Here is a 24,141-nt window from a genome sequence, read left to right on the forward strand (position 1 = left end):
ACATCATCCCCGCGCGCGTCTGCGCTCCCGTGAGGCCCGGAGATTGGCGGCATTGCCGCAGGTGCGCACGTTGTGCCAGACGCCGCTGTTGTTGCGGGACGTGTCGTAGAACGCGGACGCGCACTCCGGGTTACGGCACACCTTGAGGCGGCGCCAGGTGTCCGCACGCTGGGCGAGCAGCGTCTCGGACCACAGGGCGGCCTCCAGCCAGCGCGCTCCCGAGCCGACCGGAACCATGATCACCTGGCCCTCGGCGTCGGTGTCGAGCCGCGCGGTGACGTCGGCGCCGGGGCGCGGGCGCTCCGGCGTTTCCTCCCGGTGCGCCATGGCGCCGAAAGTGGCCCGGAGACCGCGGAGCGCGGCGGGGTCGGCAGCGGTCAGGGTGACGTCCGGAGTGACGAGGTCATGGACCCGGGCCCATTCGTTCGCCACGTCGGACAGCCAGCGCTGGGCGGACTCCCGCTCGGCCAGCAGATCAGGGGCGTACGACGCGATCGCGCGCGTGTTGATCAGCTCCTGCACCAAGGCGAGCCCGGCGGGAGCCGTACGCAGTTCGTATCGTTCACTGGCCGGCCAAGACATAAGTGAATCGTACTTGACTATGTCGCTCGGTGCCAGCATGCTCGACATAGGTAAACGGCAGACGCCTCTGTCGCTGTGAGAATTGAGGAGAACGACCATGACCACCATCAATGGAGCCATCGCACTGGTCACCGGCGGGCAGCGCGGTCTCGGCAAGGCCTTCGCGCGGGAACTGCTGGAGGCGGGAGCCGCCAAGGTCTATGTCACCGCACGCACGCCCGTCCCCGACGACGATCCGCGTATCGTGCCGCTGCCGCTGGAGGTCACCGACCAGCAGTCGGTCACCGAGCTGGCACGCGTGGCGGGCGATGTCACCGTCGTCATCAACAACGCCGGGATCGGCGGGGCCGACCCGCTCATCTCGTCGGAGATCGACGATGTGAAGGCGCTCTTCGACGCGAACGTCTTCGGCGCGCTGCGCGTCGCAAGGGCCTTCGCCCCGATCCTGGCCGCCAACGGCGGCGGGGCGCTCGTCGACATCCACTCGGCGCTGTCCTGGCTGCCGGGCTTCGGGGGCTACGGGGCGACGAAGGCCGCGCTCTGGTCCATCACGAACTCGCTCCGGCTGGAGCTGGCACCCGCGGGCACCCAGGTGCTCGGCGTCCACCTCGGGTACACCGACACGGACATGATCCGCGACCTCGACGTCGCCAAGGGCGACCCTCGCGACGTGGCGCGCGAGGTGGTCGTCGCACTGGAGAAGGGCGAGAGCGAGGTGCTGGCGGACGACACGAGCCGCGCCGCCAAGGCCCTGCTCTCGGGTCCTGTGGAAGGGCTCGCACCCGCCGCCTGAGAGGCAGGGGCGGGGGCGAGCCCTCCGGTGGAGCGGTGCGTCAGTCGGTCAGATCCGCTGTGCCGATGACCTTCTCCATGCGGACGCGCACGAGCAGTTCACCGGGCACGCCGTTGCGCTCGCCGAACGCGCGCCCCCGTTCCTTGCCCATGTAGCGCTCGGCGATCCGGACGGCGGAAGCGAGCAACTCGTCGGGGTCCTCGCTCACTTCGACCGGGCCCTCGACCACCACGAAGGCGAAGGGCGGGCGTTCGTCGTCCACGCAGATCGCGACCCGGCCGCTGCGCAGCAGATTCTTCCCCTTCACCGTCTCCTTCCCGGTGTTGAAGAGGAGGTCGTCGCCGTCGAGCACGAACCAGACAGGTGCGATGTGCGGGGTGCCGTCGGCCCGCACGGTGGACAGTTTGGCGGTGCGGGTGCCCTCGGAGAGGAAGGCCCGCCACTCTTCTTCGTTCATCTTGGAAGCCATGCCCGCATTTTCCGCCCCCGGAGCTGTCCGGGGGCGGTGCGACGCGCCCCCGCGTATCCGTCTGGACCGCTTGCCCGCAGGCGGCCCGTGCGAAAGGCTTACGGCCGTCGCTGCATGGTGAACATATGAACGAGGAGGCATGAATGGTGTTGGAAAAGGGACTGGACTGGCTGCTGGACGACCTGACGGAACGGGTCGAGCACATACGGCACGCGCTGGTGCTGTCCAACGACGGACTGGTGACGGGAGCCAGTTCCGGTCTTGCCCGTGAGGACGCGGAGCATCTCGCCGCCGTCTCGTCAGGTCTGCACAGTCTTGCCAGGGGCTCGGGGCGGCATTTCAGGGCCGGCAGGGCGCGGCAGACCATGGTCGAGTTCGACGACGCGCTGCTCTTCGTCACCGCGGCGGGCGACGGCAGCTGCCTGTGTGTGCTGAGCGCCGCCGAGGCCGACGTCGGCCAGATCGCCTACGAGATGACCCTCATGGTCAACCGGGTCGGCGAACATCTGGGTGTCGCCGCGAGGCAGCCGGGAAACCCCGCGGTCAGCGGCCTCTGAGCGGGCTGCTTCCCGGCGCTTCGCGCCGGACCTCCGGAGTTATCCACAGGCCGCTCGGCGGGAGCGGCGAACGCGCTACGGTCGTCACCGAGAGTAAGGGAAGCTCACGGGGGAGACCACATCATGACTGTTGTCAGCGCCAGCGCCCAGGACGTCGGAGTCGTCAGGGCCGCGCGTGAACTGGAACTGAAACGGGGCGAGTTCCAACTCGCCGTCCAGCTGGGCCACATCCGTACGACCGCCGGGACGGGCAGCGGCCGACGACGGGTGGCCGGGCAGGAGATCGCCCGTCTGCGAGCCGTCGAGGGATTTCCCGACACGCTGCGCGAGCGGGTCCGTACGGTGGGCACGGCTGAGGGGGCCGCGCTCATCGGCATCAGCCCCGGGCGTTTCACCCGGCTGGCGCGGGCCGGGTTTCTGATCCCGGTGCGCTTCTACCTCAACCGCTACCGTGCGGTCGTCTGGCTGTATCTCGCCGCGGAGTTGGCGGAGTTCGGCGCTGCGGAATCCACCCTGCTCACCGGCCCTCTGCCGCCGCCGCTGCGCGCCCTCCTCGACTCAGGCGAGGACCGCAGACCGCGCAACTGGCGGGGCAGGCGTGTCGGCCTCCTGCTGAATGAGCGCGACGACCCCTGGGAACGGGCCGCGTGCGCCGGGAGTGTCCTGGACGACGCGCAGCTGGCGGAGGTCGTGCCCGACTCCTTCGAGCGGGCGTATCTGGACCGGCTACGGCCGGTGCTCGCCCCCGGCGGACCCGCGACCGAGGCCGGACAGGCGGCGCTGCGGGAGTTGCTGGTGGCGGACCGTCCGGACGAGATCGAGTGGCACAGGACCAGTCTGGCCGGGCTGCTGGAAGAGGCCCGCGCGCTACGGCCCGCCCCCGGAAGCAAGCCCGGGCCCGATCCGAGCTCCGGTCCCGCACCGGTGGTCCGCCGTGGTCAGCGGGCGGGGCTGCTGAGCCGGCTGGGGATCAGGAAGGGCGGCAGACCTGCGGGCGCCTCGGTGTGAGGGGGTGCCATCCGTCCATGTCACAGCGTGCCGGGCTGTCTCGTCGTAGGGGTGTAGGCATCGACAACGACGGAGGAGTCCACCATGGATGCCCGTATGAACGTGTTCGGCAACCCGGTCGGAAGCAAGGTCTGGAAGCACATCATCGCGGCGAACCAGGCGATCGTGGAGTCGACGCTGCCGGCCGCGACACAGGAGCTGGTGAAGATCCGTGCGAGTCAGATCAACGGGTGCGCGGGCTGCCTCGACATGCACACGAAGGAAGCGGCCGCGGCCGGCGAGAGCGCCGTGCGGCTCCATCTGGTCGCGGCGTGGCGGGAGGCGACGGTCTTCACCGAGGCCGAGCGTGCGGCGCTGGAACTGACGGAGCAGGGGACCCGGCTCGCCGACGCGGCGGGTGGCGTCAGCGACGAGGTGTGGGCCAATGCCGCCAAGCACTTCGACGAGGACCAGCTCGCCGCACTGATCTCCCAGATCGCCATCATCAACGCCTTCAACCGGGGGAACGTCATCATTCAGCAGCCCGCGGGGAACTACCGGGTCGGCATGCTCGGATAAGGGGTGCGGAAGTGCTGGGGCGGCTGTCAGGTCCGGCCGGCCGGGGTGACGACGGTGCGTTCCGCCGAGAAGGCTCCCCAGTCGCCGTCCGGCAGTTGGGCGCGGATCTTGACCCGGTACCCGACGCCGGGGCCCGCACCCGCGTACACGCTGTAGGTGGCGCGTCCGCTCGGCGCCTCGCCGCCCCAGACGAGCGTCGTGGCGAAGGCGCCGTCGAGATAGATCTGGTAGGAGGTGACGGTGCCGCCGGTGTCGGGCGGCTGCCAGGACAGGTCGAGATAGTGCCCGCCGTCGGCGTCGTGCGTCGTGACCCGGAAGTCGGCCGGCCGGGTGTCCGGATCGTCGGCGGGGCCGTGCGGGGTCGTGACCTCGACGGCGCCGCTCACCGGCGACGCGTTGTCGGCCGCGTCCCTCGCGGTGATCGTGAAACGGTAGCGGGTGCCCGGGCGCAGCCCGGTGATCTGTGCGGAGGCGGCGGCGCCGTCGACGCTGTGGATCTTGGTGCCGGCCTGCTGGATGTCGTACGAGGTGATGTCCCGGCCGTCCTTGGGCCGGTGCCAGCTCAGGCGCGCGCCCCGGGGGCCCGCGCTGCGGCCCTTCAGTCCCGTCGGCCTCGCCGGGGCCGTGGTGTCCTCGGCGACGGCGGCCGGTGTCGTGACGGCCTTCGCGCCGCTGTGCGGTGAGCGGCGGCCTTCGGCGTCCTTGGCCAGGACGGTGAAGGTGTACGAGGTCGACGGCGTCAGCCCGACGATGTCGACCATGGTCTGGCCGGCCGGGACGTTCTTGACCTTCCGGCCGCCCCGGTACACCTCGTACCCGCTGACGTGGGCGGCGCCGGTCGCTCCGCGCCACATGACATGGACGGTGGTGGCACTGCCGGCCTGGGCCGTGACGCCCGCAGGGGCGGACGGGAGCGGGTCCCCGGCGTTGCCGCCACAGGCGGCGAGGCCGAGGACGGCGGCGGCAACGAGTGCGGTGAGGCTGAGGGTCCTTCTCATGGCCGTGTCCTCCGTCGGTCGTCCCTTACGGCGGCAATGGTCTAGACATATATGACACAGTGTCGGGTTCACATCAAGAGGCCCGCAACGATCAGGGCCCTGATCGCGTCGACCGGTCGCGGTGTGTGTACGCGCCACCGGGCTGCCCGGCGGGCCGACATGATCAGATACGGGCCGCCCGCCGCGCGGTGTAGAACGTGACCTCGGCGCCCAGCAGTTCACGCTCGCAGCTGAGACCCGGCACACCGGTCTCGCGGACAGCCGCCTTCGCCACGGCCAACGCCACCGCGTGCGCGGAGCCCTCCTGTTGACTCTTGGTCACCCGACGTCCTGCCTCCCAACTCGGTCGCGTACACGGACCCGTACCTCAGGGCACCCGGCGGCGCGTCGAGCTGCGGACCACCAGCTCCGGCTGGAGCACCACGGAGCTGTGCGTGTGATCGGCCGCGTCCGGACCTGTCTCGTCCATCAGCATCCTGGCGGCCGTACGCCCCATCCGGTCGGCCGGCTGGCGCACCGACGTGAGCGGTACGACAGCGGCGGCGGCGAACTCGATGTCGTCGTACCCCACGATCGACACGTCATCGGGCACATTGACCCCGGCGCCGTACATGGCCTGCAACACACCGAGCGCCAGCAGGTCGTTGGCACAGAACACGGCGGTCGGCCGCTCGGCGAGGCCCAGCAGCCGCGCGCCCGCGTCGATCCCGGACGCCACGTCGAGCCGGGCCGTCTCCACCTGGCGCAGCGCGTCGTCGGACAGGCCGGCCTCGCGCAGCGCGCTCAGCGCGCCGATCCGGCGGTCCCGGCACTGCGGCAGCTCCATCGGGCCGCTGATGTACGTCACCGAACGGTGCCCCGACGCGAGCAGATGCCGCACGGCGAGCGCGCCGCCCGCCACGTCGTCCACGGAGACCGAACAGCCGTCGGCCGTCGGCACCGCCCGGTCCACATGTACGTACGGGATGCGCTGGCGGGCGAACTCCCGCACATTGCCGCCGGTCGGGTCGGCGGGGGTCAACAGCACGCCACGCACCCGCTGTTCGGCGAAGAGCGACAGGTACTCGGCCTCCTCGGCGGCGCTGCCCGCGCTGTTGCAGAGCATCACCCCGAGCCCGGCCTCCCTGGCGGCCCGTTCGGCGCCCTTGGCGACGGCGACGAAGAACGGGTTCGCCATGTCGAGCACGAGAATGGCCAGGATCCGGCTCGTGCCGACCCGGAGCTGTCTGGCTGTCTCGCTGCGTACGAAACCGAGCTCGTCGATGACGGCGCGCACCCGCACCCGGGTTCCCTCCGACACCTTCTCCGGCCGGTTGAGCACGTTCGAGACGGTACCGACCGAAACCCCGGCCAGCCGGGCCACATCCTTGATGCCCACCGTCTGCGTCACGTGACCATCATATGTGCGGCACGGCCGCCGTTCAGGCTCCCCAGCCGGCCTGAACACCGCCGACCCGCTCGGCCACGATCCGCTCGCCGTAGCCCGACGCGTGGTAGGCGGCCACGGGGTCCGCGTCGGCTCCCAACTCGTCCCGTACCTCGGCGACGAGCGGGCGTACGTCGGTGTTGAACGCGTCCATCATGGCCGCGTTGGCCGCGAGGACGTCGCCCGACCGCTGGGCGGCGTCGAGCGCGTCCGCGTCCACCAGCAGCGCCTTGGCCGTGGCCTCCTGGACGTTCATCACGGAGCGCAGGATCGCCGGGATCTTCGGCTCGATGTTGTGGCACTGGTCGAGCATGAACGCCGTGTCGGAGGTGAAGCCGCCGCCGCGTATCACCTCGTACATGATCCGGAACAGCTGGAACGGGTCGGCGGCGCCCACCATCAGGTCGTCGTCCGCGTAGAAGCGGGAGTTGAAGTCGAAGCCGCCGAGTTTCCCCTCGCGCAGCAGCACGGCGACGATGAACTCGATGTTCGTGCCCGGCGCGTGATGGCCCGTGTCGACCACGACCTGCGCCTTCGGGCCGAGCCGGAGGCAGTGCGCGTACGCCGTGCCCCAGTCCGGCACGTCCGTCGCGTAGAAGGCGGGCTCGAACAGCTTGTACTCCAGCAGCATCCGCTGTCCGTCGCCGAGCCGCTCGTACACCGCGGCCAGGGCCTCGCCGAGCCGGCCCTGGCGCGCCGAGATGTCGTCCTGCCCCGGGTAGTTGATGCCGTCGGAGAACCACAGCTTCAGATCGCGCGAGCCGGTGGCGTCCATGATGTCGACGCACTCCAGCAGATGGCCGAGCGCCTTGCGGCGCACCGCCGGGTCCGGATGCGTCACGGAGCCCAGTTTGTAGTCGTCGTCCTGGAAGACGTTCGAGTTGACCGCACCCAGCCGCACTCCCAGTTCGCGGGCGTGCGCCGCGAGTGCGCCGTAGTCGTCCACCCGGTCCCAGGGGATGTGCAGCGCCACGCTCGGCGCGACACCGGTGTGCGCGTGCACCCGCGCCGCGTCCGCGATCTTCTCCTCGGGCGTGCGCGGCACGCCGGGCTGCGCGAACACCTTGAAGCGGGTGCCCGAATTCGCGAACGCCCACGACGCCGTCTCGACGGCCTGTGACGTCAGCGCGGCTTTCACGGCGGGCACATTCGAGGGAGATGTCATGAATCGATTCACGGATGGGAAGTTATGGAGGCGGACAAGGATGTGTCAAGACCCCACGCCCTGGACAGGCCCATTCGAACTGGACTTCCGAACATGTCGGCAAACATTCTGCGCGAACCATTGACGCGGCCCGCGGTTGGCCCTACCGTCCGAGAAACTTTATTGAAACCTTTCATGGCGGTCGGCGCGCCGAACCCCCATCGCTGAGGAGCCCCATGAACCAGCCAGTCACGGGTACCGTCCCGGTTCTGGCCCTGAAGGATGTGAGTAAGTCCTTCGGTGCCGTACGAGCGCTGCGGGACGTCTCCCTGCGGCTTGACGCCGGTGAGGCGCACGCCATCGCCGGCGAGAACGGCGCGGGCAAGTCCACCCTGATCAAAACACTGGCCGGGGTGCACAGACCGGACTCCGGGCAGGTCCTGCTCGACGGCCGGCCCGTGGTCTTCCACGGCCCCGCCGACGCGCGGGACGCCGGCATCGCCGTCATCTACCAGGAACCGACGCTCTTTCCCGATCTGTCCATCGCCGAGAACATCTTCATGGGCCGCCAGCCGCGCAGATCGCTCGGCCGTATCGACCGCGCCGCCGTACGGGAGCGCACGGCGGCCCTGATGAAGCGGCTCGGGGTCGAACTCGACCCGGGCAGGCCCGCGCGCGGTCTGTCGATCGCCGACCAGCAGATCGTCGAGATCGCCAAGGCGCTCTCCTTCGATGCCCGCGTCCTGATCATGGACGAGCCGACAGCGGCGCTCACCGGCAGCGAGACGGCACGGCTGTTCTCGGTCGTCCGGACGCTGCGGGCCGAAGGCGCGGCCGTGCTGTTCATCTCCCACCGGCTGGAGGAGATCTTCGAGCTGTGCCAGCGCGTCACCGTGCTGCGCGACGGGCGCTGGATCTCGTCCCAGGAAGTGGCGGAGCTGACCGAGGACGGCCTGGTGCGTGCCATGGTCGGCCGCGATCTGGGCGATCTCTACCCCAAGCAGGCCGCGGACGTCGGCGAAGTCGCCCTGTCCGTCCGCAGACTGACCCGGGAGGGCGTCTTCCGGGACATCACCTTCGACGTACGGCGCGGCGAGATCGTCGCGCTGGCCGGACTGGTCGGCGCGGGACGCAGCGAGGTCGCCCAGGCGGTGTTCGGTGTGGACCGGGCGGACGCAGGCGAGGTCCATGTCAACGGTCGCAAGCTGGCGGCCGGTTCACCGACCGCCGCGATGTCGGCGGGGCTCGCGCTGGTTCCCGAGGACCGCAGACAGCGGGGTCTGGTGATGGAGATGTCCATCGCCCGCAACATCGGACTGACCGGTCTCGACCAGCTCGGCAAGGGCGGGCTCGTCAGCCGGGCGCTGGAGCGTGGCAGGGCCGCCGACTGGGCCGTACGCCTCCAGCTCAAGTACGGCAGGCTCACCGACCCGGCGGGCGTGCTGTCCGGCGGTAACCAGCAGAAGGTGGTGCTGGCCAAGTGGCTGGCCACCGAGCCCGCCGTACTGATCGTGGACGAGCCGACCCGCGGCATCGACGTCGGTACGAAGGCCGAGGTGCACCGGTTGCTGTCGGCGCTCGCCGCCGACGGGCTCGCGGTGCTGATGATCTCGTCCGACCTGCCGGAGGTGCTGGGCATGGCCGACCGGGTCCTCGTCATGCACGAGGGCAGCATCGCCGCGGAGATACCGAGGGCGGAAGCCACCGAGGAGACGGTCATGGCGGCGGCCACCGGCCGTGGGACGAAGGCGGCGGCATGACGACTGTGCTGGACGAACCCACGGCCACGACGAAGGACGACGGCTCGGCGCGCTCGCTGGTCGACGCGGTCTTCCGGGCCAGGGAGATCAGCATCGCCGGCGCGCTGGTGCTGCTGATCCTCGGGACCTGGATCTCCAACCCGCGCTTCCTCGACGACCAGGGCATCAAGGACCTGCTGCTGAACGCGTCCATCCTGGTCCTGCTCGCCGTCGGCCAGTCGGTGGTCGTCGTGACCCGCAACATCGACCTGTCGGTCGGCTCGGTGGTCGGCCTCTCGGCCTTCGCCTGCGGCAAGTTCGTCGCGGGCACCGATCACGGGGTGCTCGTGGTGATGCTGCTCGGCATCGCGATCGGTGTGGTGTGCGGACTGGTCAGCGGAGCGCTGGTGAGCTTCGGCAGGGTGCCCGCGCTGGTGGTGACGCTCGGGATGCTCTACATCATCCAGGGCCTGGACTACTGGTGGGCGCAGGGTGACCAGATCGGCGCCGCCGACGTGCCCGACCCGATCCTCTCCCTGGGCAGCGGCAGCATCGTCGGCATTCCCTATCTGCCGCTCATCACCGCCGTGCTGCTCGCCGCCACCGCGTACTACCTGCGGGTCTACCGCTCGGGCAGGGAGCTGTACGCGATCGGGTCGAGCCCGGAGGCGGCCCGGCTCGCCGGTATCCCCATTCGGCGCCGGATCCTCGCCGCGTACGTCTTCTCCGGCGCCGTCGCGGGATTCGCCGGGACGCTGTGGCTGGCCCGCTTCGGGACGGTCGTAGCCGACAACGCGCACGGCTGGGAACTGACCGTCGTCAGCGCCGTGGTGGTCGGCGGTGTGGCCATCACCGGCGGCACCGGCACCGTCTGGGGAGCGGCGCTCGGCGCGCTCCTGCTCACCACCATCGGCAGCGCGCTGGTCGTCCTCAAGGTCGACGCGTTCTGGCAAGGAGCCATCACCGGCGCGCTGCTCCTCGCGGCCATCAGCGTCGACCGGATCGTCGGCCTGCGGATGACAGCGGCCTTGAGGAAGAGGAGCGCCCGCCATGGCAACGGTGCCTGAAACACCGGGAAAGCCGGGGACGCCGTCGCTCGACAAGCCGACGGAGCCCCCGAGGTCCGGCACGTCGCGCCCGACGACCGGCGAGTTCGTCAGGTCGGTGGGACTGCGCTGGGACACCGCGGTCGGAGTACTGCTGGTGGCGGTGTTCCTGGTGGGCCTCGGCACCACCGACGGGTTCGCCTCCAGCGGCAATCTGGCCTTCGCCTTCAACGACATCTCCGAAGTCGCCCTGATCGCACTGCCGATGACGCTGCTGGTGGTGGCGGGCCAGATCGATCTGTCTGTCGCCTCCATGCTCGGGCTCGGCAGCGCCCTGACCGGGGCGCTGTGGAACGCCGGCTGGGCCTTCGAGACGATCGTGCCCGTCGTCCTGCTGGTGGGGGTCGCCGGCGGCCTGCTCAACGGCTGGCTGGTGACCCGGGTGGGGCTGCCCTCGCTCGCCGTCACCATCGGTACGCTCGCCCTCTACCGGGGTCTCGCGTCCGTCGCGCTCGGCAGTGACGCGGTCACCGACTTCCCGCAGAACTACTCCCGTTGGGCGGTCGACACCACCACGGTCCCCGGTACGTTCCTGACGTACCCGGTTGTCCTGTTCATCGTCCTGGCCGTCATCACGGCGGTGGTGCTGCACGCCACGTCGTTCGGCCGGTCCCTGTTCGCCATCGGCGCGCAGGAGGACGCCGCCTACTTCGCCGGTATCCGGGTCAAGCGCTTCAAGCTGATCCTGTTCGTCGTCACCGGTCTTGTCTCGTCGTTCGCCGGGGTCGTGTTCACCCTGCGCTACGGCAGTGCCCGCGCCGACAACGGCCTGGGCTTCGAGATGCTCGTCATCGCCTCCGTCCTGCTGGGCGGCGTCGACTTCGACGGCGGCAAGGGCACACTCTTCGGCGCCGTCGCCGGTGTGCTGCTGATCGGCGTCCTGAAGAACCTGCTCACCCTCAACGACGTACCGAACGAGGTCCAGGTCATTGTGACCGGACTGCTGCTCGTCGCCTCCGTGCTCACACCGCGGATCGTCGCCGCCGCCGTCGAACGCCGTCACCGCAGAGCCGGCACCGCACCCGCACCGCCCACGGCACCCAGCCCCGTGTCCAGCACGTCGTCCCGCACCTCCTGAGCCCGAAAGGTCCCGGCCCTCATGATGATCCGTTCCATTGCCCGGCGTCGCGCGGTTGTCACCGCAGCCACCGCCTGCGCCCTCGCCGTATCCCTGACCGCGTGCGGGGGAACCACCAAGGACAGCGCGGACAAGGACACGTCGAGCGCGGGCGCCGGTGCGGGCGACGCCGCCAAGGCCGACCCGAAGGCCCCGCTGAAGAAGGGGCTGAAGCTGGCGTTCCTGCCCAAGCAGATCAACAACCCGTACGAGAAGATCGTGGACGACGCGGGTATCGCCGCCACCAAGGAGTACGGCGCCACCGGCAAGGAGGTCGGCCCCTCCGACGCCAGCGCCTCCTCCCAGGTCTCCTACATCAACACACTCATCCAGCAGCGGCAGGACGCCATCCTGATCGCCGCCAACGACCCCAACGCGGTCTGCGGCCCGCTCAAGCAGGCCATGGCGAAGAAGATCAGCGTCGTCTCGTACGACTCCGACACCGCCAAGGAGTGCCGCCAGCTCTTCATCAACCAGGCCAGCTCGGAGGAGATCGGCCGCAGCCTCGTCCAGCACCTCGGTGAACAGCTCGGCTACAAGGGCAAGTTCGCGATCCTCTCGGCCACGCAGAACGCGACGAACCAGAACACCTGGATCGAGTTCATGAAGGACGAACTCAAGCTGCCCAAGTACAAGGACATGAAGCTCGTCAAGGTCGCCTACGGTGACGACGCCGACCAGAAGTCCTTCCAGCAGACCCAGGGGCTGCTCCAGGCGTACCCCGACCTCAAGGGCATCATCTCGCCCACCACCGTCGGCATCGCCGCGGCGGCGCGCTACCTCGACGACTCGTCGTACAAGGGCAAGGTCGTCCTCAACGGTCTCGGCACACCGAACCAGATGCGCAAGTACGTCAAGGACGGCACCGTCGAGCAGTTCTCCCTGTGGAACCCCGAGGAGCTGGGCTACCTCGGCTCGTACGCGGCGGCGGCCCTGGCGTCCGGCCAGGTCACCGGCGCCGAGGGCGAGAAGTTCAAGGCCGGCAAGCTCGGCGAGTACACCATCGGGAAGGACGGCGAAGTCATCCTCGGCAAGCCGACGGTGTTCGACAAGAACAACATCGACAAGTTCAATTTCTGAGATGACCACGCACACACGCACCCCGGCCGTCGCCCGCCGACCCAGGATCGGACTGGTCGCGGGCGGCCTCGGCGCCTACTGGCCGCAGTTCCCCGATCTGCTGCCGCAGCTGCGGCGCTCGGCGGCCCGGGTGACCGAGCGGATGGGGGAGTTCGACGCCGAGGTGATCGACGTCGGCTTCATCTCCGACGCCCAGGAGGGCGCGGCGGCGGCCGAGAAGCTGCGGGCGGCGGGCTGCGACCTGATCGTCGGATTCCTGACGACGTACATGACGGCGAGCATGCTCGTGCCCGTCGCGCAGCGCAGCGGTGCGCCGGTGCTGCTGATCAACCTCCAGCCCACCGAGTCGATGGACCACGCCACCTTCGACACCGGACAGTGGCTGGCGTACTGCGGCGCCTGTCCGCTGCCGGAGATGGCGAACGCCTTCGAACGCGTCGGTGTGCCCTTCCGCTCCGTCTCCGGCTACCTGGAGGACGAGCGGGCCTGGCAGCGGATCGGACGCTGGATCCGCGCCGCCTCGGTCCGCTCCGTGCTCCGGGGCGGCCGGCACGGGCTGATGGGGCACCTCTACCCGGGGATGTACGACGTCTCCACCGACCCGACGATGGTCACCGCGCATCTCGGCGGCCATATGGAGGTCCTGGAATTCGACGACCTGCGGGTGCGGGTGGACCAGGTCTCCGACAGCGAGCTGACGGTCAAGCTGGACGAGACGCGTGAGCTGTTCACCCTCGCCGACACGGTGGTCGAGGACGATCTGCGCTGGGCGGCGAAGGTCGCCGTCGGCCTCGACAAGATGGTCGCCGACTTCGATCTGGACTCCCTCGCCTACTACCACCGGGGACTGGGCGGCGAGATCCACGAACGGCTCGGCGCCGGCATGATCCTCGGCTCGTCCCTGCTCACCGCCCGGGGCATCCCCGCCTGCGGCGAGTACGAACTGCGCACGTCACTGGCCATGCTGATCGTCGACCGGCTCGGCGCGGGCGGTTCCTTCACCGAGCTGCAGGCGCTGGACTTCACCGCCGGGGTGGTCGAGATGGGCCACGACGGGCCGGGACACCTGGCGATCAGCGCCCGCAAACCGCTGCTGCGGGGGCTCGGCGTCTACCACGGCAAACGCGGCTGGGGCGTGTCCGTCGAGTTCGACGTACGCCACGGCCCGGTCACCCTGGTCGGCCTCGGGCAGAGCCGCGACGGCAGGTTCCGGCTGGTCGCGGCCGAGGGCGAGGTCGTGGACGGGCCCCTGCTGGAGATCGGCAACACCACGTCGCGCGTGGACTTCGGCTGCGACCCGGGGGAGTGGACCGACGCCTGGAGCGCGAGCGGGGTCGGCCACCACTGGGCGCTGGCCACCGGCAGGCTACTGCCCGAGCTGCGCGCCCTGGCCGGCCTGACGGACCTTGAGCTCGTGGAGGTCAGCGTCTGACGAGCGGGTCTCCGCCTCGGCCGCGGACGACGTGGTCGGCGACGGCACGGGAGTGCCGGCGCCGGCCGCCGGCGGCGCGGGCTTCCTGGACCTGGCCAGCTCCGCGTTGAACTGCGCGCCGAACAGCAGCGACAGATTGCTCAGCCACAGCCACACGAGGAAGACGATGGTGCCGGCGAGCGAGCCGTACAGCCGGTTGTACTGCGCCGCGTGGGCCGTGTAGAGCGCGAACCCGGCCGAGACCAGCAGCCAGAACACCACGGCGACCACGCCGCCCGGCAGGGCGCGGCGCAGCCCGCGTGTACCCGGCGGGCCCGTACGGAACACGATCAGCACCAGCACGGCGGCCAGCGCCAGCATGAGCGGCCACTTCAGCCCACTCCACGCCACGCTCACCGCACTGCCCACGCCCAGGATCCGGCCGAGCCCGTCCGCCGCGTCGTCGGTCAGGACCAGCGTGAAGGCGCTCGTCACCAGCAGGGCGAGCAGCGCGCACGCCGCCACCACGATGCGCGGAGCGGTACGCCACGGCGGCCGGTGATCCACCGCGCCGTGCATCATGTGCAGCGCCCGCCGGAAGACCCCCAGATAGCTGGAGGCCGACCAGAGGGCGCCCACCGCGCCCGCCGACGCGAGCACCCAGGCCGCCGACCGCTGCTGCGCCATCCCGTCCAGGATGCCGCGCACCAGCGCCTGCGACTGGGCGGGGACGATGGAGGTCACCTGGGCGGTCAGCTGCCCGTTGGCGCCCGGCCCCGCAAGGCCGATCGAACAGACGGTCACGAGCAGCGCAGGGAAGATCGCCAGCACCGAGTAGTACGTGAGAGCCGCCGCCCGGTCCGTCGCGTCGTCGTTCCACATGGCGACGGGCGTACGGCGCAGCGCACCGACGAGCCTGGCCCGGCGCGTACCCCCGCCCGACCCGCTACGCCCCGCGCTCTCTTCGGCGGACACGCTGCCTCCTGCGTCCTCACGGTGCCGTTTCATCAGTACAGACCCGTCTACCCCGTTCAGGACCGCACACGGCACGCCGAACGTATCGGTACGGCACATGCCGCACGGCCCCGCCTCGGCGGATAACTGTTTCGCCGCCGTCTCGTTGACCGGTTCGGGGCCCTGGCCCTTGTCCCGTACACCGATGAGCGGAGCCGTGATGGCAGTCGGAATCGAGCTGGAGCCGAGAACCGTACCCGTGGCACCGCCCGAACCCCCGGCGGACGCGCCGCCGCCGGCCGGGGGCCGCACCCGGCGCGCGCTGCTCCGTTCGGTGTTCACCCTCGGCGTCGTCACCGCCACCACGGCGGCGCTCGCCCCCATCGTGAACGCGGGCCGCCGGCTCACCGGCGCAGGCCCGCGCCGCACGGAACCGGCGGCGGGAGCCGTCATCGACGAGATGTACCAGGGCCGGCAGATCACCGTGGTGTTCGAGACCCCGGAGGTACGGATCGACGGCCGGCCCCTGCACGTCATGCGCCGCGCCGACGGCAGCTATCTGAGCGTGGTCAACCACTACGAGTCGTTCCCGACCCTGCTCGAAACGGCCCGCGCGGCCGTCGACGACCTGCGCGGAGCCCGGCTGTCGCTCTCGGGACCGATGACACACCACAGCCGACCGCCCGAGCACTCGGACATCTGACAGCGCGACTGCGGGAAAGGCACCCACCGGATGTACACCAGAAAGAACCAGCGGAACCTCACCGCCGCCGAGCGCAGGAGCTTCGTCGGCGCGATCCTGGAGCTCAAACGGCGCGGCAGGTACGAGGACTTCGTCCAGACGCACACCGAGTTCTACGTCCCGGACGCGGACAACGGCCTGCGCGCCGCGCACATGACCCCGTCGTTCTTCCCATGGCACCGGCGCTTCCTGCTGGAGTTCGAAGGCGCGCTGCGCGAGATCGACCCGAAGGTGACCGTCCCGTACTGGGACTGGACGGTCGACCGGACGCCCGCTGCCGCACTCTGGAGCGAGGACTTCCTCGGCGGTACGGGCCGCTCGTCCGACCAGCAGGTCATGACCGGGCCCTTCGCGTACTCGGCGGGGTACTGGACCATCAGCGGCAATGTCACGGACGACAGGTTCCTCACCCGCGACCTCGGCCGCCCCCGCGACCCGATCGTGCTGCCCACCAAGGCCGAGCTGGCAAGCGCGCTGAACGAGAGCGTGTACGACGTGGCGCCCTGGGACTCGACTCCGGCCAAGGGCTTCCGCAACCGGCTCGAAGGATGGACGACCGGCGGCGGCAGACAGCCGTGGCTCAACCACAACCGGGTCCACCGCTGGGTCGGCGGGGAGATGCTGGGCGCCGCCTCGCCCAACGACCCGGTCTTCTGGCTCCACCACGCCTTCGTCGACCTGCTCTGGGACCGCTGGCAGCAGAAGCATCCGAAGGCGACCTATCTGCCGAAGCGCAGACTCCCCGAGGACGATCGGCAGAGCGGCCGGGTCATCAGCCTGGAGGAGACGATGCCCCCGTGGGACGTACGGCCGTCCACGCTCCTCGACCACAAGAACCTCTACCGCTACGAGGTCTGATCCCTGACCGTCGGTGGACAGGGAAACGGCGGCCCCCCGCGCGGGACGCGGGAGGCCGCCGGTCAGCGGGGTGGGGCTCAGCCGCCGTAGCCGCCCTCGTCGCCACCGTGGTCGTGGCCGCCCGAGATGTTGGCGCACTGGTTGCCGAAGGCCGGGTTCAGCAGACCGACGACGTCGACGGTGTTGCCGCACAGGTTGACCGGCACGTGCACCGGCACCTGGAGCAGGTTGCCGGACAGCACGCCGGGGGAACCGACGGCGGCGGCGCCCGCACCGGCGTCAGCGGCGGCCATTCCGGCGCCGCCGGCCAGCACGGCGCCGGTGCCGACCAGGACGGCGGTTGCCTTCGCGATACGCGACATAAAGAACTCCTTGAACGTTTCGAACACGGCCGCCTGTTGTGCGGCCTTCACGCACGTTCAACGCCGCGACTCACGCTCGGTAACGGATCAATGCCGAACCGATCGCGCCAGAGCCCAAACTTCCCCGGATCAGCGCAGCAGGGCGAGCCTGCCGACGAGCCGGTCGACCGTGTTGCGCGGGCCGACCAGGCTGATAGCCAGATAGTCGAGGGTGTCGCTCTCGGCCTCGGCGATCAGACCGAGGTACTCGTCGTAGACGCGCGAGGTCTGCGCCTGCTCGGGCATGTCCACGATCAGCAGCTGGTCCTTGGCCGCGGCCTTGGTACGGATCTGACGCAGCGTCGCGGCGTCGGCCGCCAGGACCGTACAGCCGGCCCACGGCAGTCCCGGGTGCGCGACGCCCGACGCGTCCTCGCCGTCCCTGCCGAGCAGGTCGGGCAGCGCCTTGCCGACGGCCGCCGCCATACAGGCGGCGGCGTTCGTCACCCGGCCCGCGGGCAGGTTCTCGTCGACGACGATCACCCACTTCAGCCGGGCCTTGCGGGTGGACTCATGGGTGGTGACGTCTTCGCTGGTCAATTGGGGAAGAGACATGCGGATACGCTAGGCATACATGCTGGATCTGTCGCCAGGCTCCGCATGTCGTGCGCCGAAAGGGGCTCAACGTGAAATTTGATGCGATTGATCAAGCGATTCTGCGGGAGTTGCAGAACGACGCACGGCAGACCAACCGTGATCTCGCGGCGAAGACCGGTGTCTCGCCCTCCACGTCCCTGGAACGGGTGAAGCTGCTGCGCGAGCGCGGTGTGATCACCGGCTACCACGCGACGGTCGACCTCGACGCGATGGGACGGCCCGTACAGGCGCTCATCTCCGTCCGGATCCGGCCGCCCGCCCGGCCCGTCATCGAGGGGTTCCGCGAGTGGGCGGCGCGGCTGCCCGAGGTGATCGGCCTCTTCGTCACCTCGGGCGCCCATGACTTCCTGCTGCATGTCGCGGTGCCGGACGTGAACGGCGTCTACGCGTTCGTGATCGACCGGCTCACCGAGCGGCGTGAGGTGGCCGACGTGCAGACGACGCTGGCCTACGAACATGTCAGGACCCCTCGCATCGACCCGGCGGGCGAGCCGCGCGCCTCGACGGACACGAACCGTCGATAACAAAAGAGTGTCCGGTCAGCCATGTGGGCCGGTGCACAGACCGGATCATGGATCGGCTCACAGCGCGCCGAGATCCACCGCCTCGGCCAGCGCGCGCATGCCCGCGTCGTTCGGATGCAGATGGTCGCCGCAGTCGAACTCCGCCAGTAGCCGTAGCGGGTCCCGAGGGTCACGCATGGTCCGGTCGAAGTCGATGACGGTGTCGAACGTCCCGGCCGTGCGGATGTACGCGTTGACCTCCTGCCGTACGGCTTCGGCCGTCTCCGACCAGGCCGGCCAGCCGTGGAACGGCATGATCGTCCCGACGGCCAGCCGCAGCCCCGCCGCGCCGACACGGGCGGCGATCTCCTCCAGCGCGGCGGTCATCGACCGCGCCGACGGCGTGGGATCCGCCTTGGTGTCGTTGACACCCTCCAGCAGTACGACGGTGCGTACGCCCGCGTGGGAGAGGACGTCGCGGTCGAGCCGGTGGAGCGCGCTCTCGCCCGATCCGTCCGCGAGCAGCATGTTCCCCGAGATGCCCGCGTTCGCGACGCCGCGCACCGAGCCGCCCGCCGGGTCGGCGAGCAGCCGGCGCGCGAGGAAGTCCGGCCAGCGGCGGTTGGTGTCGTCCGTGGAGGCCGAGCCGTCGGTGATCGAGTCCCCGAGGGTCACCACCGCGGTCGTCCCCGGCTCGGCCCGCACGGTGATCGCGTCCAGGTGCAGCCACGACTGGGTCTGCTCGATGTAGGGGCCCGGTCCGTGCCCGGCCGCCTGGTCGCCCTTGGCGAGGTACGAGGTCTGCCCCGCCCGTACGTGGCCCGTGGCGGTGCCGGCCGCGTCCGGCACGTACAGGCTGACCGCGAGATCGGCCCGCGCGGGGAACCGGCCGGACAGCGGGTCGCTGTGCGCGGCCCCGCCCGGCGGGATCGTGACCGACGGAGCGCCGTCGAAGGTGAGCGGGCGGTTGGTCCCCGCGCCGACCTCGGCCCCGGCGGCGGCTGTTCCGACGTACACCGGACCGATGGTCACGGGACGTTCGCCGAACGCGTTCGACAGCCGGACACGCAGGTCCCGGCCCCCGACGCTGGTGCGGACCACCAGCCGGTGCGTGCGGTCGGCGACGGCCTCGCCGAGCCGGTCGGCGCTCGCCGCCCAGGTGACGACGGTCGGCCGGGGGTCGGGAGCTGTCGGCATGGCGGAGCGTGGTCCTTTCGCGCTGAAGATCGACAAGAGGACCCTACCCATCAGGTGTTAGCGTTAAGTGAGAGGAAAACTATCGCTTAACCGTGAGACGAAGGCAGACATGACTCAGACCTGGCTGATCACCGGTAGCTCCCGCGGTCTCGGCCGCGCACTGACCGAAGCGGTCCTGGAGGACGGCGACAACGTGGTCGCGACGGCCCGCCGCCCCGAGCAACTGGACGACCTCGTACAGAAGTACGGCGACCGGATCAGGGCCACCGCCCTCGACGTCACGGACGCCGAGGCGGCCCGCGCCGCCGTCCGGCTCGCCGTCGACACCTTCGGCAGGCTCGACGTCGTCGCCAACAACGCCGGATACGCCAACTCCGCCCCCATCGAGGAGATGGCGGAGGACGACTACCGCGCCCAGATCGAGACCAATCTCTTCGGCGTCGTCAATGTCACCAGGGCGGCGCTGCCGGTGCTGCGCGAGCAGCGCTCGGGACGCTTCATCCAGTACTCGTCCGTCGGCGGACGGGTCGGCGGCACCCCGGGGATGGGCGCCTACCAGACCGCCAAGTACGCGGTCGAGGGCTTCTCCGAGGTCCTCAGCAACGAGGTGGCCCCCTTCGGGATCAAGGTCGTCATCGTGGAGCCCGGCGCCTTCCGCACGGACTGGCAGGGCTCGTCCATGCGCAGGCACGAGGTCGGCGCCGACTACGACAGCACCGTCGGCGCCATGAACCGCTACCGCGAAGCCAACAACGGCAACCAGCCAGGCGACCCGGCGCGCGCCGCGAAGGCCGTCATCGACGTGGCCCGGCTCGACGACCCGCCGCTGCGGCTGCTCCTCGGGGCGGGTGCGGTGGAGAGCGCGCGGATGTCGGCGGCGACCCGGGCGGCCGAGATCGAGGAGTGGGCCGAGGTCGGCAACTCGGCGGACTTCCCGCAGGACGCGGCCGACAGCTGACGGCGCGGCTGGTGTCCCGCGGCGGACGCACGGCGCTGCGGGGGTCCCGTACCGGCACTTCTGTCCGGTACGGGACCCCCGCCCGCGTTACCCGAGCCTGCGCGGCTGGAGCGTCGTCGCGTACGTGCCGCCGCTCGCCAGCAGCTCATGATGGCTGCCCGCCTCGACGATGCGGCCCTGGTCCATCACCACGATGCGGTCGGCGTTCTGGATGGTGGAGAGCCGGTGGGCCACCACGAACACGGTCCGGCCCCGGACCAGCCGGGTCAGCGCGTCCTGGATCAGTCCCTCCGACCGGTTGTCGAGCGCGGACGTCGCCTCGTCCAGCACCAGGATCCTGGGGTCCCTGATCAGCGCCCTCGCGATGGCCAGCCGCTGCTTCTGGCCGCCGGAGAGCCGCGCGCCGCGCTGCCCCACCACCGTGTCGATCCCGTCGGGCAGCCTGCGCACGAACTCCATCGCGTTGGCCGCCTCCAGGGCCTCGCGCAAGGCGGTTTCGTCGGCGCCGCCCTCCAGGCCGTACGTCACGTTCTCCCTGATCGTCCCCTCGAAGAGGATCGACTCCTGCGGCACGACGGACAGGAAACGCCGGTAGGTGCGCAGATCCAGGGCCGCCATGTCCGAGCCGTCCAGCAGGATGCGGCCCTCGGTCGGCCGGATGAAGCCGATCAGCAGATTGAGGATCGTGGACTTCCCCGCACCCGACGCACCGACCAGCGCCACGGTCTCGCCCGGCCGCACGGTCAGCTCGAAGTCCCGTACGGACGGCTCGGCGGCCTCCGGGTAGCGGAAGCCCATCCCCTGGAAGTCGATCCGGCCGCCGACCTCGGCGACGGACGTCTTACCTTCGTTGCTCTCCAGGTCGGGCGCCTGCAGCACCTCACCGATCGAACGCACCGACTCCAGGCCCTTGGAGATGATCGGGGTCAGATTCATCAGTGTCATCAGCGAAGCGGTCAGCGCGGTGAAGAAGCTGCTGATCATCACCACGTCGCCGGCCGATATGGAGAGCCAGCCGTAGTAGGCGACGAGCGCCGAACCGGTGAGACAGGCGACCGCCATGGTGTTGAGCAGGATCCAGGAGAGCGACCCGAAGCGGCCGTTGAGCACGTCGAGCCGGAACCCGGTGGTCAGCACCCGCTCCAGCGTGTTGTCCACGCGATGCAGGGCAGTGCGCTCCAGGCCGTGCGCGCGGGTGATCGGGATGAGTGTGGTCATCTCGCCGACCCGTGACGACAGCCGTTCGATCTCCAGCCGGAACTCCTCGTTGTTGCTGCGGATGCGCGAGCGCAGTCTGCGCACCAGCAGCGCTGCCAGCGGTACGACGACGAGGAACACCGGCAGCACGATGGGGGTGCGGAAGCCGATCACGACGAGCCCGCCGAGCAGCGTCATGATGGCGCCGAGCCCCAGGTCGGCGCTCTGCTGGGTCATCGTCTCCACCGCCTCGACGTCCCGTACGACCTTGGTCTGCAGAACGCCGGCGCTGACCCGGGCGTGATACCCGATGGACAGGTACTGCATCCGCCGGCACAGCGCCGAGCGCAGTTCCCTGCCCATCCTGCGGATGCTGGCGCTCATCAGGCGCGAGTAGAGGACGGCGAGCGGAAAGTTCAGGACGAGGACGAAGACGAGGGCCCCGGCGTTGTACCAGAGCTCGGCGACCGGCTTGTGGTCCACGACCACGTCGATGATGTTCGCCGTGATCAGCGGCAGCAGCCAGACCGGTATGTGCTTCACGGAGAAGACGGCCACGGCGAGCAACAGCCTGCGGCGGTCGGGACGGAAGAGATAGGCGAGAGTCCGGAGCGGATGCTCCCCGGAGTAGTGGTGGTCCAGCGGGCTGGAACGCGGGGTGCAATCGGGTTTATGCATGGGGAGCGAAGTCCTCTTTCGGAAGCGATGACACGCGCTCGACGTGCAGACAGGCAGTCTCCTCCGTACGGACCCCGGCGGAAAGCGGTTTCGGGCCGCGCTCGACAGGTGACACCGGACAAACGATGAGAAGCTGGGCGCATGGCTGATGGGGGCGCAGGACCGGCTGCCGTGTCCCTGCCGGACGACTGGCCCGCCCATCCGGACTTGAGCCTCGCGCTCAACCGCATGGGCAGTTTCGACTGGGATTACGACAGCGGTCTGCTGCACCTGGACCCGTCGGCGCTGGAAGTCCTCGGCCTGCCCGCCGAGAGCTACGACAGCCGCCCCCAGACCGTCACGGACCAGATCCCGCCCTACGAGGCGGCCCGCCTCGAAGCACACATCAACCGGTCGATCCGCGACCACGAGGACTCCTACGGCGCGTACTACCGGATCCGCGACGCCAGAGGCGCGCTGCGCTGGATCCACGCCCAGGCACACATCAAGTACGACGGCGAGCAGCCGCTGCGGATCATCGGCATCGTGCGCGGCGCCGACGAGGAGCTGGCCGAGGCGGCCGCGCGCAACGAGCTGGACGAGGGGCGCCGCAGACTCACCGACGTGGTGGAGGGGACGACGGCCCTGCTGGCGAGTGCCGGCACGGTCAAGGAGGTCATGGGCGTCCTGCGGGACGAGGACGCGCTCGGCCACCTGGGAGCGGTGAACGTGATCCTCGGGGTGCTGGAGGGCGGCCGGCTCATGCTCTCCACCGAGGGGCGCGCCGACCAGTACGACCCCCAGCTCGAATCCACCAAGGTCGAGGCACCGCTGCCGATAAGCGAGGCGGTCCGCACCGAGCGGCCGATCTTCGTCTCGTCCCGGCAGGAGTACCGCACGCGCTACCCGGAGCTCTGGCCCGTCATCGAACCGCTGCGGGTCGGCTCCGGCGCGTATCTGCCGCTGATCGCCCAGGGCCGGACGATCGGCGCGCTGGCGCTGCTCTACCCGGAGCGCGGCGAGTTCCGCGACGAGGAACGCAATCTGCTGGTCACGCTCGGCAGCAGCATCGCGCAGAGCCTCCAGCGCGCCATGCTCTTCGAACAGGAACACGACCTCGCCGAGGGGCTTCAGCAGGCGATGCTGCCCCGGTACATCCCGAACGTCCCCGGGGCGCGCGTCGCCGTCCGCTACCGCTCCGCGCGGCTCGGCAGGAACGTCGGCGGTGACTGGTACGACGTGATCCCGCTGCCGGGCGGCCAGGTGGGCGTGACGATCGGTGACGTACAGGGACACGACACCGATGCCTCGGTGGTCATGGGACAGCTGCGGATGGTGCTCTGGGCATACGCGGCCGAGGGCCACCCGCCGGCCACCGCGATGGCCCGCACCTCGACGTTCCTGAACGAGCTGGACACCGACCGCTTCGCCACCTGCACCTACGTCCAGGTGGACATGACGACGGGTCAGCTGCGGATCGTACGGGCGGGCCACCTCGACGCCCTGCTGCGCCGCGCCGACGGATCCAGCGAGTGGATCGCGGCGGCCGGCGGACTGCCGCTCGGTCTCTCGGCGGACTTCGCCGGTCCCGGCGGCATCAACTACCCGGTGACCAGCGGGGTGCTGGGCCCCGGCGAGACGCTGCTGCTGTGCACCGACGGTCTGGTGGAACTGCCGGGCATCGATCTGGGCAACCGGCTCGAAGTGCTCCGGCAGACGGTCAGCTCGGGGCCGTCCGACATCGAGGAACTGGCCGATCTGCTCGGGCATGTGGTGGGGGACCAGGGCGGCAGCGACGACGTGGCCATGGTGCTGCTGCAACGCGACGGCGCGGGTGCGCCCGAGCGGATCAGGACCTGGTGAAGCGGCCGCCCCCCTTTTTTTGAGGCTCGGTTCGCCTCCGGGGCGCTGCAAGCCACTGCCCCCCTTTTTTAGGGGCTCGGTTCGCCTCCGGGGCGCCTTATGCCACTGTCGACGGTCGACCGTGCTCGGTCCGCTCGTCCCTCGCGGGCCTGCGCGCGCTCTCCCTTTCGACAGCGGCGCGCCCCTTCGGCTCACTCGCCACGTGATGGGGGCGGGCCGGGACGGT

The 24,141-nt window shown here is 70.2% G+C and carries 25 protein-coding genes; 14 read left to right on the forward strand and 11 right to left on the reverse strand.

Annotated features, from left to right (window positions below):
- Window positions 1-3: 3 nt before the first annotated feature.
- Window positions 4-582, reverse strand: coding sequence for a CGNR zinc finger domain-containing protein (locus tag OHS57_RS34650; RefSeq protein ID WP_041994425.1), 579 nt, complete (start codon window positions 580-582; stop codon window positions 4-6).
- A 97-nt stretch (window positions 583-679) separates the two neighbouring features.
- Between OHS57_RS34650 and OHS57_RS34655 the strand changes: the two genes are divergently transcribed.
- Window positions 680-1,375, forward strand: coding sequence for an SDR family oxidoreductase (locus tag OHS57_RS34655; protein ID WP_041994427.1), 696 nt, complete (start codon window positions 680-682; stop codon window positions 1,373-1,375).
- Window positions 1,376-1,415: 40 nt separating this feature from the next.
- On the opposite strand, the gene OHS57_RS34660 is transcribed toward OHS57_RS34655, so the two are convergent.
- The gene (locus OHS57_RS34660) at window positions 1,416-1,844 is read right to left on the reverse strand and encodes a PPOX class F420-dependent oxidoreductase (RefSeq protein ID WP_328584514.1); all 429 of its coding nucleotides are present in this window, start codon (window positions 1,842-1,844) and stop codon (window positions 1,416-1,418) included.
- A gap of 143 nt (window positions 1,845-1,987) precedes the next feature.
- Between OHS57_RS34660 and OHS57_RS34665 the strand changes: the two genes are divergently transcribed.
- The 3 genes from OHS57_RS34665 to OHS57_RS34675 all read left to right on the forward strand — a co-directional run bounded on the left by OHS57_RS34665 (window position 1,988) and on the right by OHS57_RS34675 (window position 3,967).
- On the forward strand, window positions 1,988-2,401 hold the full coding sequence (locus tag OHS57_RS34665; RefSeq protein WP_041994433.1) for a roadblock/LC7 domain-containing protein: 414 nt from the start codon (window positions 1,988-1,990) through the stop codon (window positions 2,399-2,401).
- A gap of 123 nt (window positions 2,402-2,524) precedes the next feature.
- Entirely contained in the window at window positions 2,525-3,409 is an 885-nt protein-coding gene (locus OHS57_RS34670) for a DUF6397 family protein (protein WP_328584515.1), read from the forward strand.
- Between the two features lie 84 nt (window positions 3,410-3,493).
- Window positions 3,494-3,967 (forward strand): carboxymuconolactone decarboxylase family protein, encoded by a 474-nt coding sequence (locus tag OHS57_RS34675; protein ID WP_328584516.1) that lies wholly within the window; start codon window positions 3,494-3,496, stop codon window positions 3,965-3,967.
- Window positions 3,968-3,993: 26 nt separating this feature from the next.
- Here OHS57_RS34675 and OHS57_RS34680 read toward each other — a convergent pair whose 3' ends face one another.
- The 4 genes from OHS57_RS34680 to rhaI form a co-directional block, all read right to left on the reverse strand.
- A complete protein-coding gene (locus OHS57_RS34680; RefSeq protein ID WP_328584517.1) occupies window positions 3,994-4,965 on the reverse strand; it encodes a fibronectin type III domain-containing protein in 972 nt (323 codons plus the stop codon).
- Window positions 4,966-5,128: 163 nt separating this feature from the next.
- Window positions 5,129-5,287, reverse strand: coding sequence for a hypothetical protein (locus OHS57_RS34685; RefSeq protein WP_328584518.1), 159 nt, complete (start codon window positions 5,285-5,287; stop codon window positions 5,129-5,131).
- A 45-nt stretch (window positions 5,288-5,332) separates the two neighbouring features.
- Complete coding sequence (locus OHS57_RS34690) at window positions 5,333-6,355, reverse strand: LacI family DNA-binding transcriptional regulator (protein WP_328584519.1); 1,023 nt, start codon at window positions 6,353-6,355, stop codon at window positions 5,333-5,335.
- 31 nt (window positions 6,356-6,386) lie between these two features.
- Window positions 6,387-7,556 carry an L-rhamnose isomerase gene (rhaI, locus tag OHS57_RS34695; protein WP_328584520.1) on the reverse strand — a complete coding sequence of 390 codons (1,170 nt, stop codon included), beginning with the start codon at window positions 7,554-7,556 and terminating at the stop codon, window positions 6,387-6,389.
- Window positions 7,557-7,771: 215 nt separating this feature from the next.
- On the opposite strand from rhaI, the gene OHS57_RS34700 reads away from it, so the two are divergent.
- From OHS57_RS34700 to OHS57_RS34720, 5 genes are read left to right on the forward strand one after another with little or no spacing between them, the layout of a single operon-like run.
- A complete protein-coding gene (locus tag OHS57_RS34700) occupies window positions 7,772-9,295 on the forward strand; it encodes a sugar ABC transporter ATP-binding protein (RefSeq protein WP_041994448.1) in 1,524 nt (507 codons plus the stop codon).
- Entirely contained in the window at window positions 9,292-10,341 is a 1,050-nt protein-coding gene (locus OHS57_RS34705) for an ABC transporter permease (protein WP_041994451.1), read from the forward strand. Before OHS57_RS34700 ends, OHS57_RS34705 begins: the two co-directional genes overlap by 4 nt.
- Complete coding sequence (locus OHS57_RS34710; protein ID WP_078863846.1) at window positions 10,325-11,458, forward strand: ABC transporter permease; 1,134 nt, start codon at window positions 10,325-10,327, stop codon at window positions 11,456-11,458. Before OHS57_RS34705 ends, OHS57_RS34710 begins: the two co-directional genes overlap by 17 nt.
- A 21-nt stretch (window positions 11,459-11,479) precedes the next feature.
- Window positions 11,480-12,577 (forward strand): rhamnose ABC transporter substrate-binding protein, encoded by a 1,098-nt coding sequence (gene rhaS / locus OHS57_RS34715; protein WP_328584521.1) that lies wholly within the window; start codon window positions 11,480-11,482, stop codon window positions 12,575-12,577.
- Window position 12,578: 1 nt separating this feature from the next.
- The gene (locus tag OHS57_RS34720; RefSeq protein WP_328584522.1) at window positions 12,579-14,009 is read left to right on the forward strand and encodes an L-fucose/L-arabinose isomerase family protein; all 1,431 of its coding nucleotides are present in this window, start codon (window positions 12,579-12,581) and stop codon (window positions 14,007-14,009) included.
- Here the strand turns inward: OHS57_RS34720 and OHS57_RS34725 are convergent.
- Window positions 13,944-14,963, reverse strand: coding sequence for a YihY/virulence factor BrkB family protein (locus OHS57_RS34725; protein ID WP_063779685.1), 1,020 nt, complete (start codon window positions 14,961-14,963; stop codon window positions 13,944-13,946). The genes OHS57_RS34720 and OHS57_RS34725 overlap by 66 nt on opposite strands.
- 199 nt (window positions 14,964-15,162) lie before the next feature.
- On the opposite strand from OHS57_RS34725, the gene OHS57_RS34730 reads away from it, so the two are divergent.
- On the forward strand, window positions 15,163-15,645 hold the full coding sequence (locus tag OHS57_RS34730; protein ID WP_041994460.1) for a tyrosinase family oxidase copper chaperone: 483 nt from the start codon (window positions 15,163-15,165) through the stop codon (window positions 15,643-15,645).
- A 30-nt stretch (window positions 15,646-15,675) separates the two neighbouring features.
- The gene (locus OHS57_RS34735; RefSeq protein ID WP_328584523.1) at window positions 15,676-16,542 is read left to right on the forward strand and encodes a tyrosinase family protein; all 867 of its coding nucleotides are present in this window, start codon (window positions 15,676-15,678) and stop codon (window positions 16,540-16,542) included.
- Window positions 16,543-16,619: 77 nt separating this feature from the next.
- Here OHS57_RS34735 and OHS57_RS34740 read toward each other — a convergent pair whose 3' ends face one another.
- Together OHS57_RS34740 and OHS57_RS34745 are read right to left on the reverse strand one after the other, a co-directional pair.
- Entirely contained in the window at window positions 16,620-16,904 is a 285-nt protein-coding gene (locus tag OHS57_RS34740; protein WP_041997510.1) for a chaplin, read from the reverse strand.
- Window positions 16,905-17,033: 129 nt separating this feature from the next.
- Window positions 17,034-17,498: a DUF2000 domain-containing protein gene (locus OHS57_RS34745; protein ID WP_328584524.1), complete on the reverse strand. Its 465-nt coding sequence runs from the start codon at window positions 17,496-17,498 to the stop codon at window positions 17,034-17,036.
- 110 nt (window positions 17,499-17,608) lie between these two features.
- On the opposite strand from OHS57_RS34745, the gene OHS57_RS34750 reads away from it, so the two are divergent.
- Window positions 17,609-18,064: an Lrp/AsnC family transcriptional regulator gene (locus OHS57_RS34750; RefSeq protein WP_443043017.1), complete on the forward strand. Its 456-nt coding sequence runs from the start codon at window positions 17,609-17,611 to the stop codon at window positions 18,062-18,064.
- 57 nt (window positions 18,065-18,121) lie between these two features.
- Here the strand turns inward: OHS57_RS34750 and OHS57_RS34755 are convergent, their stop codons facing one another.
- Entirely contained in the window at window positions 18,122-19,240 is a 1,119-nt protein-coding gene (locus OHS57_RS34755; protein WP_328584525.1) for an SGNH/GDSL hydrolase family protein, read from the reverse strand.
- A gap of 109 nt (window positions 19,241-19,349) precedes the next feature.
- Here OHS57_RS34755 and OHS57_RS34760 point away from each other — a divergent pair, with 109 nt between their 5' ends.
- Entirely contained in the window at window positions 19,350-20,198 is an 849-nt protein-coding gene (locus tag OHS57_RS34760; protein WP_328584526.1) for an oxidoreductase, read from the forward strand.
- 87 nt (window positions 20,199-20,285) lie between these two features.
- Here OHS57_RS34760 and OHS57_RS34765 read toward each other — a convergent pair whose 3' ends face one another.
- Window positions 20,286-22,073 carry an ABC transporter ATP-binding protein gene (locus OHS57_RS34765; RefSeq protein WP_328584527.1) on the reverse strand — a complete coding sequence of 596 codons (1,788 nt, stop codon included), beginning with the start codon at window positions 22,071-22,073 and terminating at the stop codon, window positions 20,286-20,288.
- 141 nt (window positions 22,074-22,214) lie between these two features.
- On the opposite strand from OHS57_RS34765, the gene OHS57_RS34770 reads away from it, so the two are divergent.
- Window positions 22,215-23,915, forward strand: coding sequence for a SpoIIE family protein phosphatase (locus OHS57_RS34770; protein WP_078863847.1), 1,701 nt, complete (start codon window positions 22,215-22,217; stop codon window positions 23,913-23,915).
- Window positions 23,916-24,141: the final 226 nt, after the last annotated feature.

This window comes from Streptomyces sp. NBC_00370 (assembly GCF_036084755.1).
In the GTDB taxonomy this organism is placed as follows: Bacteria; Actinomycetota; Actinomycetes; order Streptomycetales; family Streptomycetaceae; genus Streptomyces.

Bases quoted from the DNA above. Each gene is read 5' to 3' on its own strand.
- OHS57_RS34765 (WP_328584527.1), bottom strand. From the start codon at position 22,073: ATGCATAAACCCGATTGCACCCCGCGTTCCAGCCCGCTGGACCACCAC.
- OHS57_RS34650 (WP_041994425.1), bottom strand. From the start codon at position 582: ATGTCTTGGCCGGCCAGTGAACGATACGAACTGCGTACGGCTCCCGCC.
- OHS57_RS34740 (WP_041997510.1), bottom strand. From the start codon at position 16,904: ATGTCGCGTATCGCGAAGGCAACCGCCGTCCTGGTCGGCACCGGCGCC.
- OHS57_RS34760 (WP_328584526.1), top strand. From the start codon at position 19,350: ATGACTCAGACCTGGCTGATCACCGGTAGCTCCCGCGGTCTCGGCCGC.
- OHS57_RS34670 (WP_328584515.1), top strand. From the start codon at position 2,525: ATGACTGTTGTCAGCGCCAGCGCCCAGGACGTCGGAGTCGTCAGGGCC.
- OHS57_RS34710 (WP_078863846.1), top strand. From the start codon at position 10,325: ATGGCAACGGTGCCTGAAACACCGGGAAAGCCGGGGACGCCGTCGCTC.
- OHS57_RS34665 (WP_041994433.1), top strand. From the start codon at position 1,988: ATGGTGTTGGAAAAGGGACTGGACTGGCTGCTGGACGACCTGACGGAA.
- OHS57_RS34705 (WP_041994451.1), top strand. From the start codon at position 9,292: ATGACGACTGTGCTGGACGAACCCACGGCCACGACGAAGGACGACGGC.
- OHS57_RS34735 (WP_328584523.1), top strand. From the start codon at position 15,676: ATGTACACCAGAAAGAACCAGCGGAACCTCACCGCCGCCGAGCGCAGG.
- OHS57_RS34660 (WP_328584514.1), bottom strand. From the start codon at position 1,844: ATGGCTTCCAAGATGAACGAAGAAGAGTGGCGGGCCTTCCTCTCCGAG.
- OHS57_RS34745 (WP_328584524.1), bottom strand. From the start codon at position 17,498: ATGTCTCTTCCCCAATTGACCAGCGAAGACGTCACCACCCATGAGTCC.
- OHS57_RS34720 (WP_328584522.1), top strand. From the start codon at position 12,579: ATGACCACGCACACACGCACCCCGGCCGTCGCCCGCCGACCCAGGATC.
- OHS57_RS34755 (WP_328584525.1), bottom strand. From the start codon at position 19,240: ATGCCGACAGCTCCCGACCCCCGGCCGACCGTCGTCACCTGGGCGGCG.
- OHS57_RS34700 (WP_041994448.1), top strand. From the start codon at position 7,772: ATGAACCAGCCAGTCACGGGTACCGTCCCGGTTCTGGCCCTGAAGGAT.
- OHS57_RS34655 (WP_041994427.1), top strand. From the start codon at position 680: ATGACCACCATCAATGGAGCCATCGCACTGGTCACCGGCGGGCAGCGC.
- OHS57_RS34675 (WP_328584516.1), top strand. From the start codon at position 3,494: ATGGATGCCCGTATGAACGTGTTCGGCAACCCGGTCGGAAGCAAGGTC.
- OHS57_RS34730 (WP_041994460.1), top strand. From the start codon at position 15,163: ATGGCAGTCGGAATCGAGCTGGAGCCGAGAACCGTACCCGTGGCACCG.
- OHS57_RS34680 (WP_328584517.1), bottom strand. From the start codon at position 4,965: ATGAGAAGGACCCTCAGCCTCACCGCACTCGTTGCCGCCGCCGTCCTC.
- rhaS (WP_328584521.1), top strand. From the start codon at position 11,480: ATGATGATCCGTTCCATTGCCCGGCGTCGCGCGGTTGTCACCGCAGCC.
- rhaI (WP_328584520.1), bottom strand. From the start codon at position 7,556: ATGACATCTCCCTCGAATGTGCCCGCCGTGAAAGCCGCGCTGACGTCA.
- OHS57_RS34770 (WP_078863847.1), top strand. From the start codon at position 22,215: ATGGCTGATGGGGGCGCAGGACCGGCTGCCGTGTCCCTGCCGGACGAC.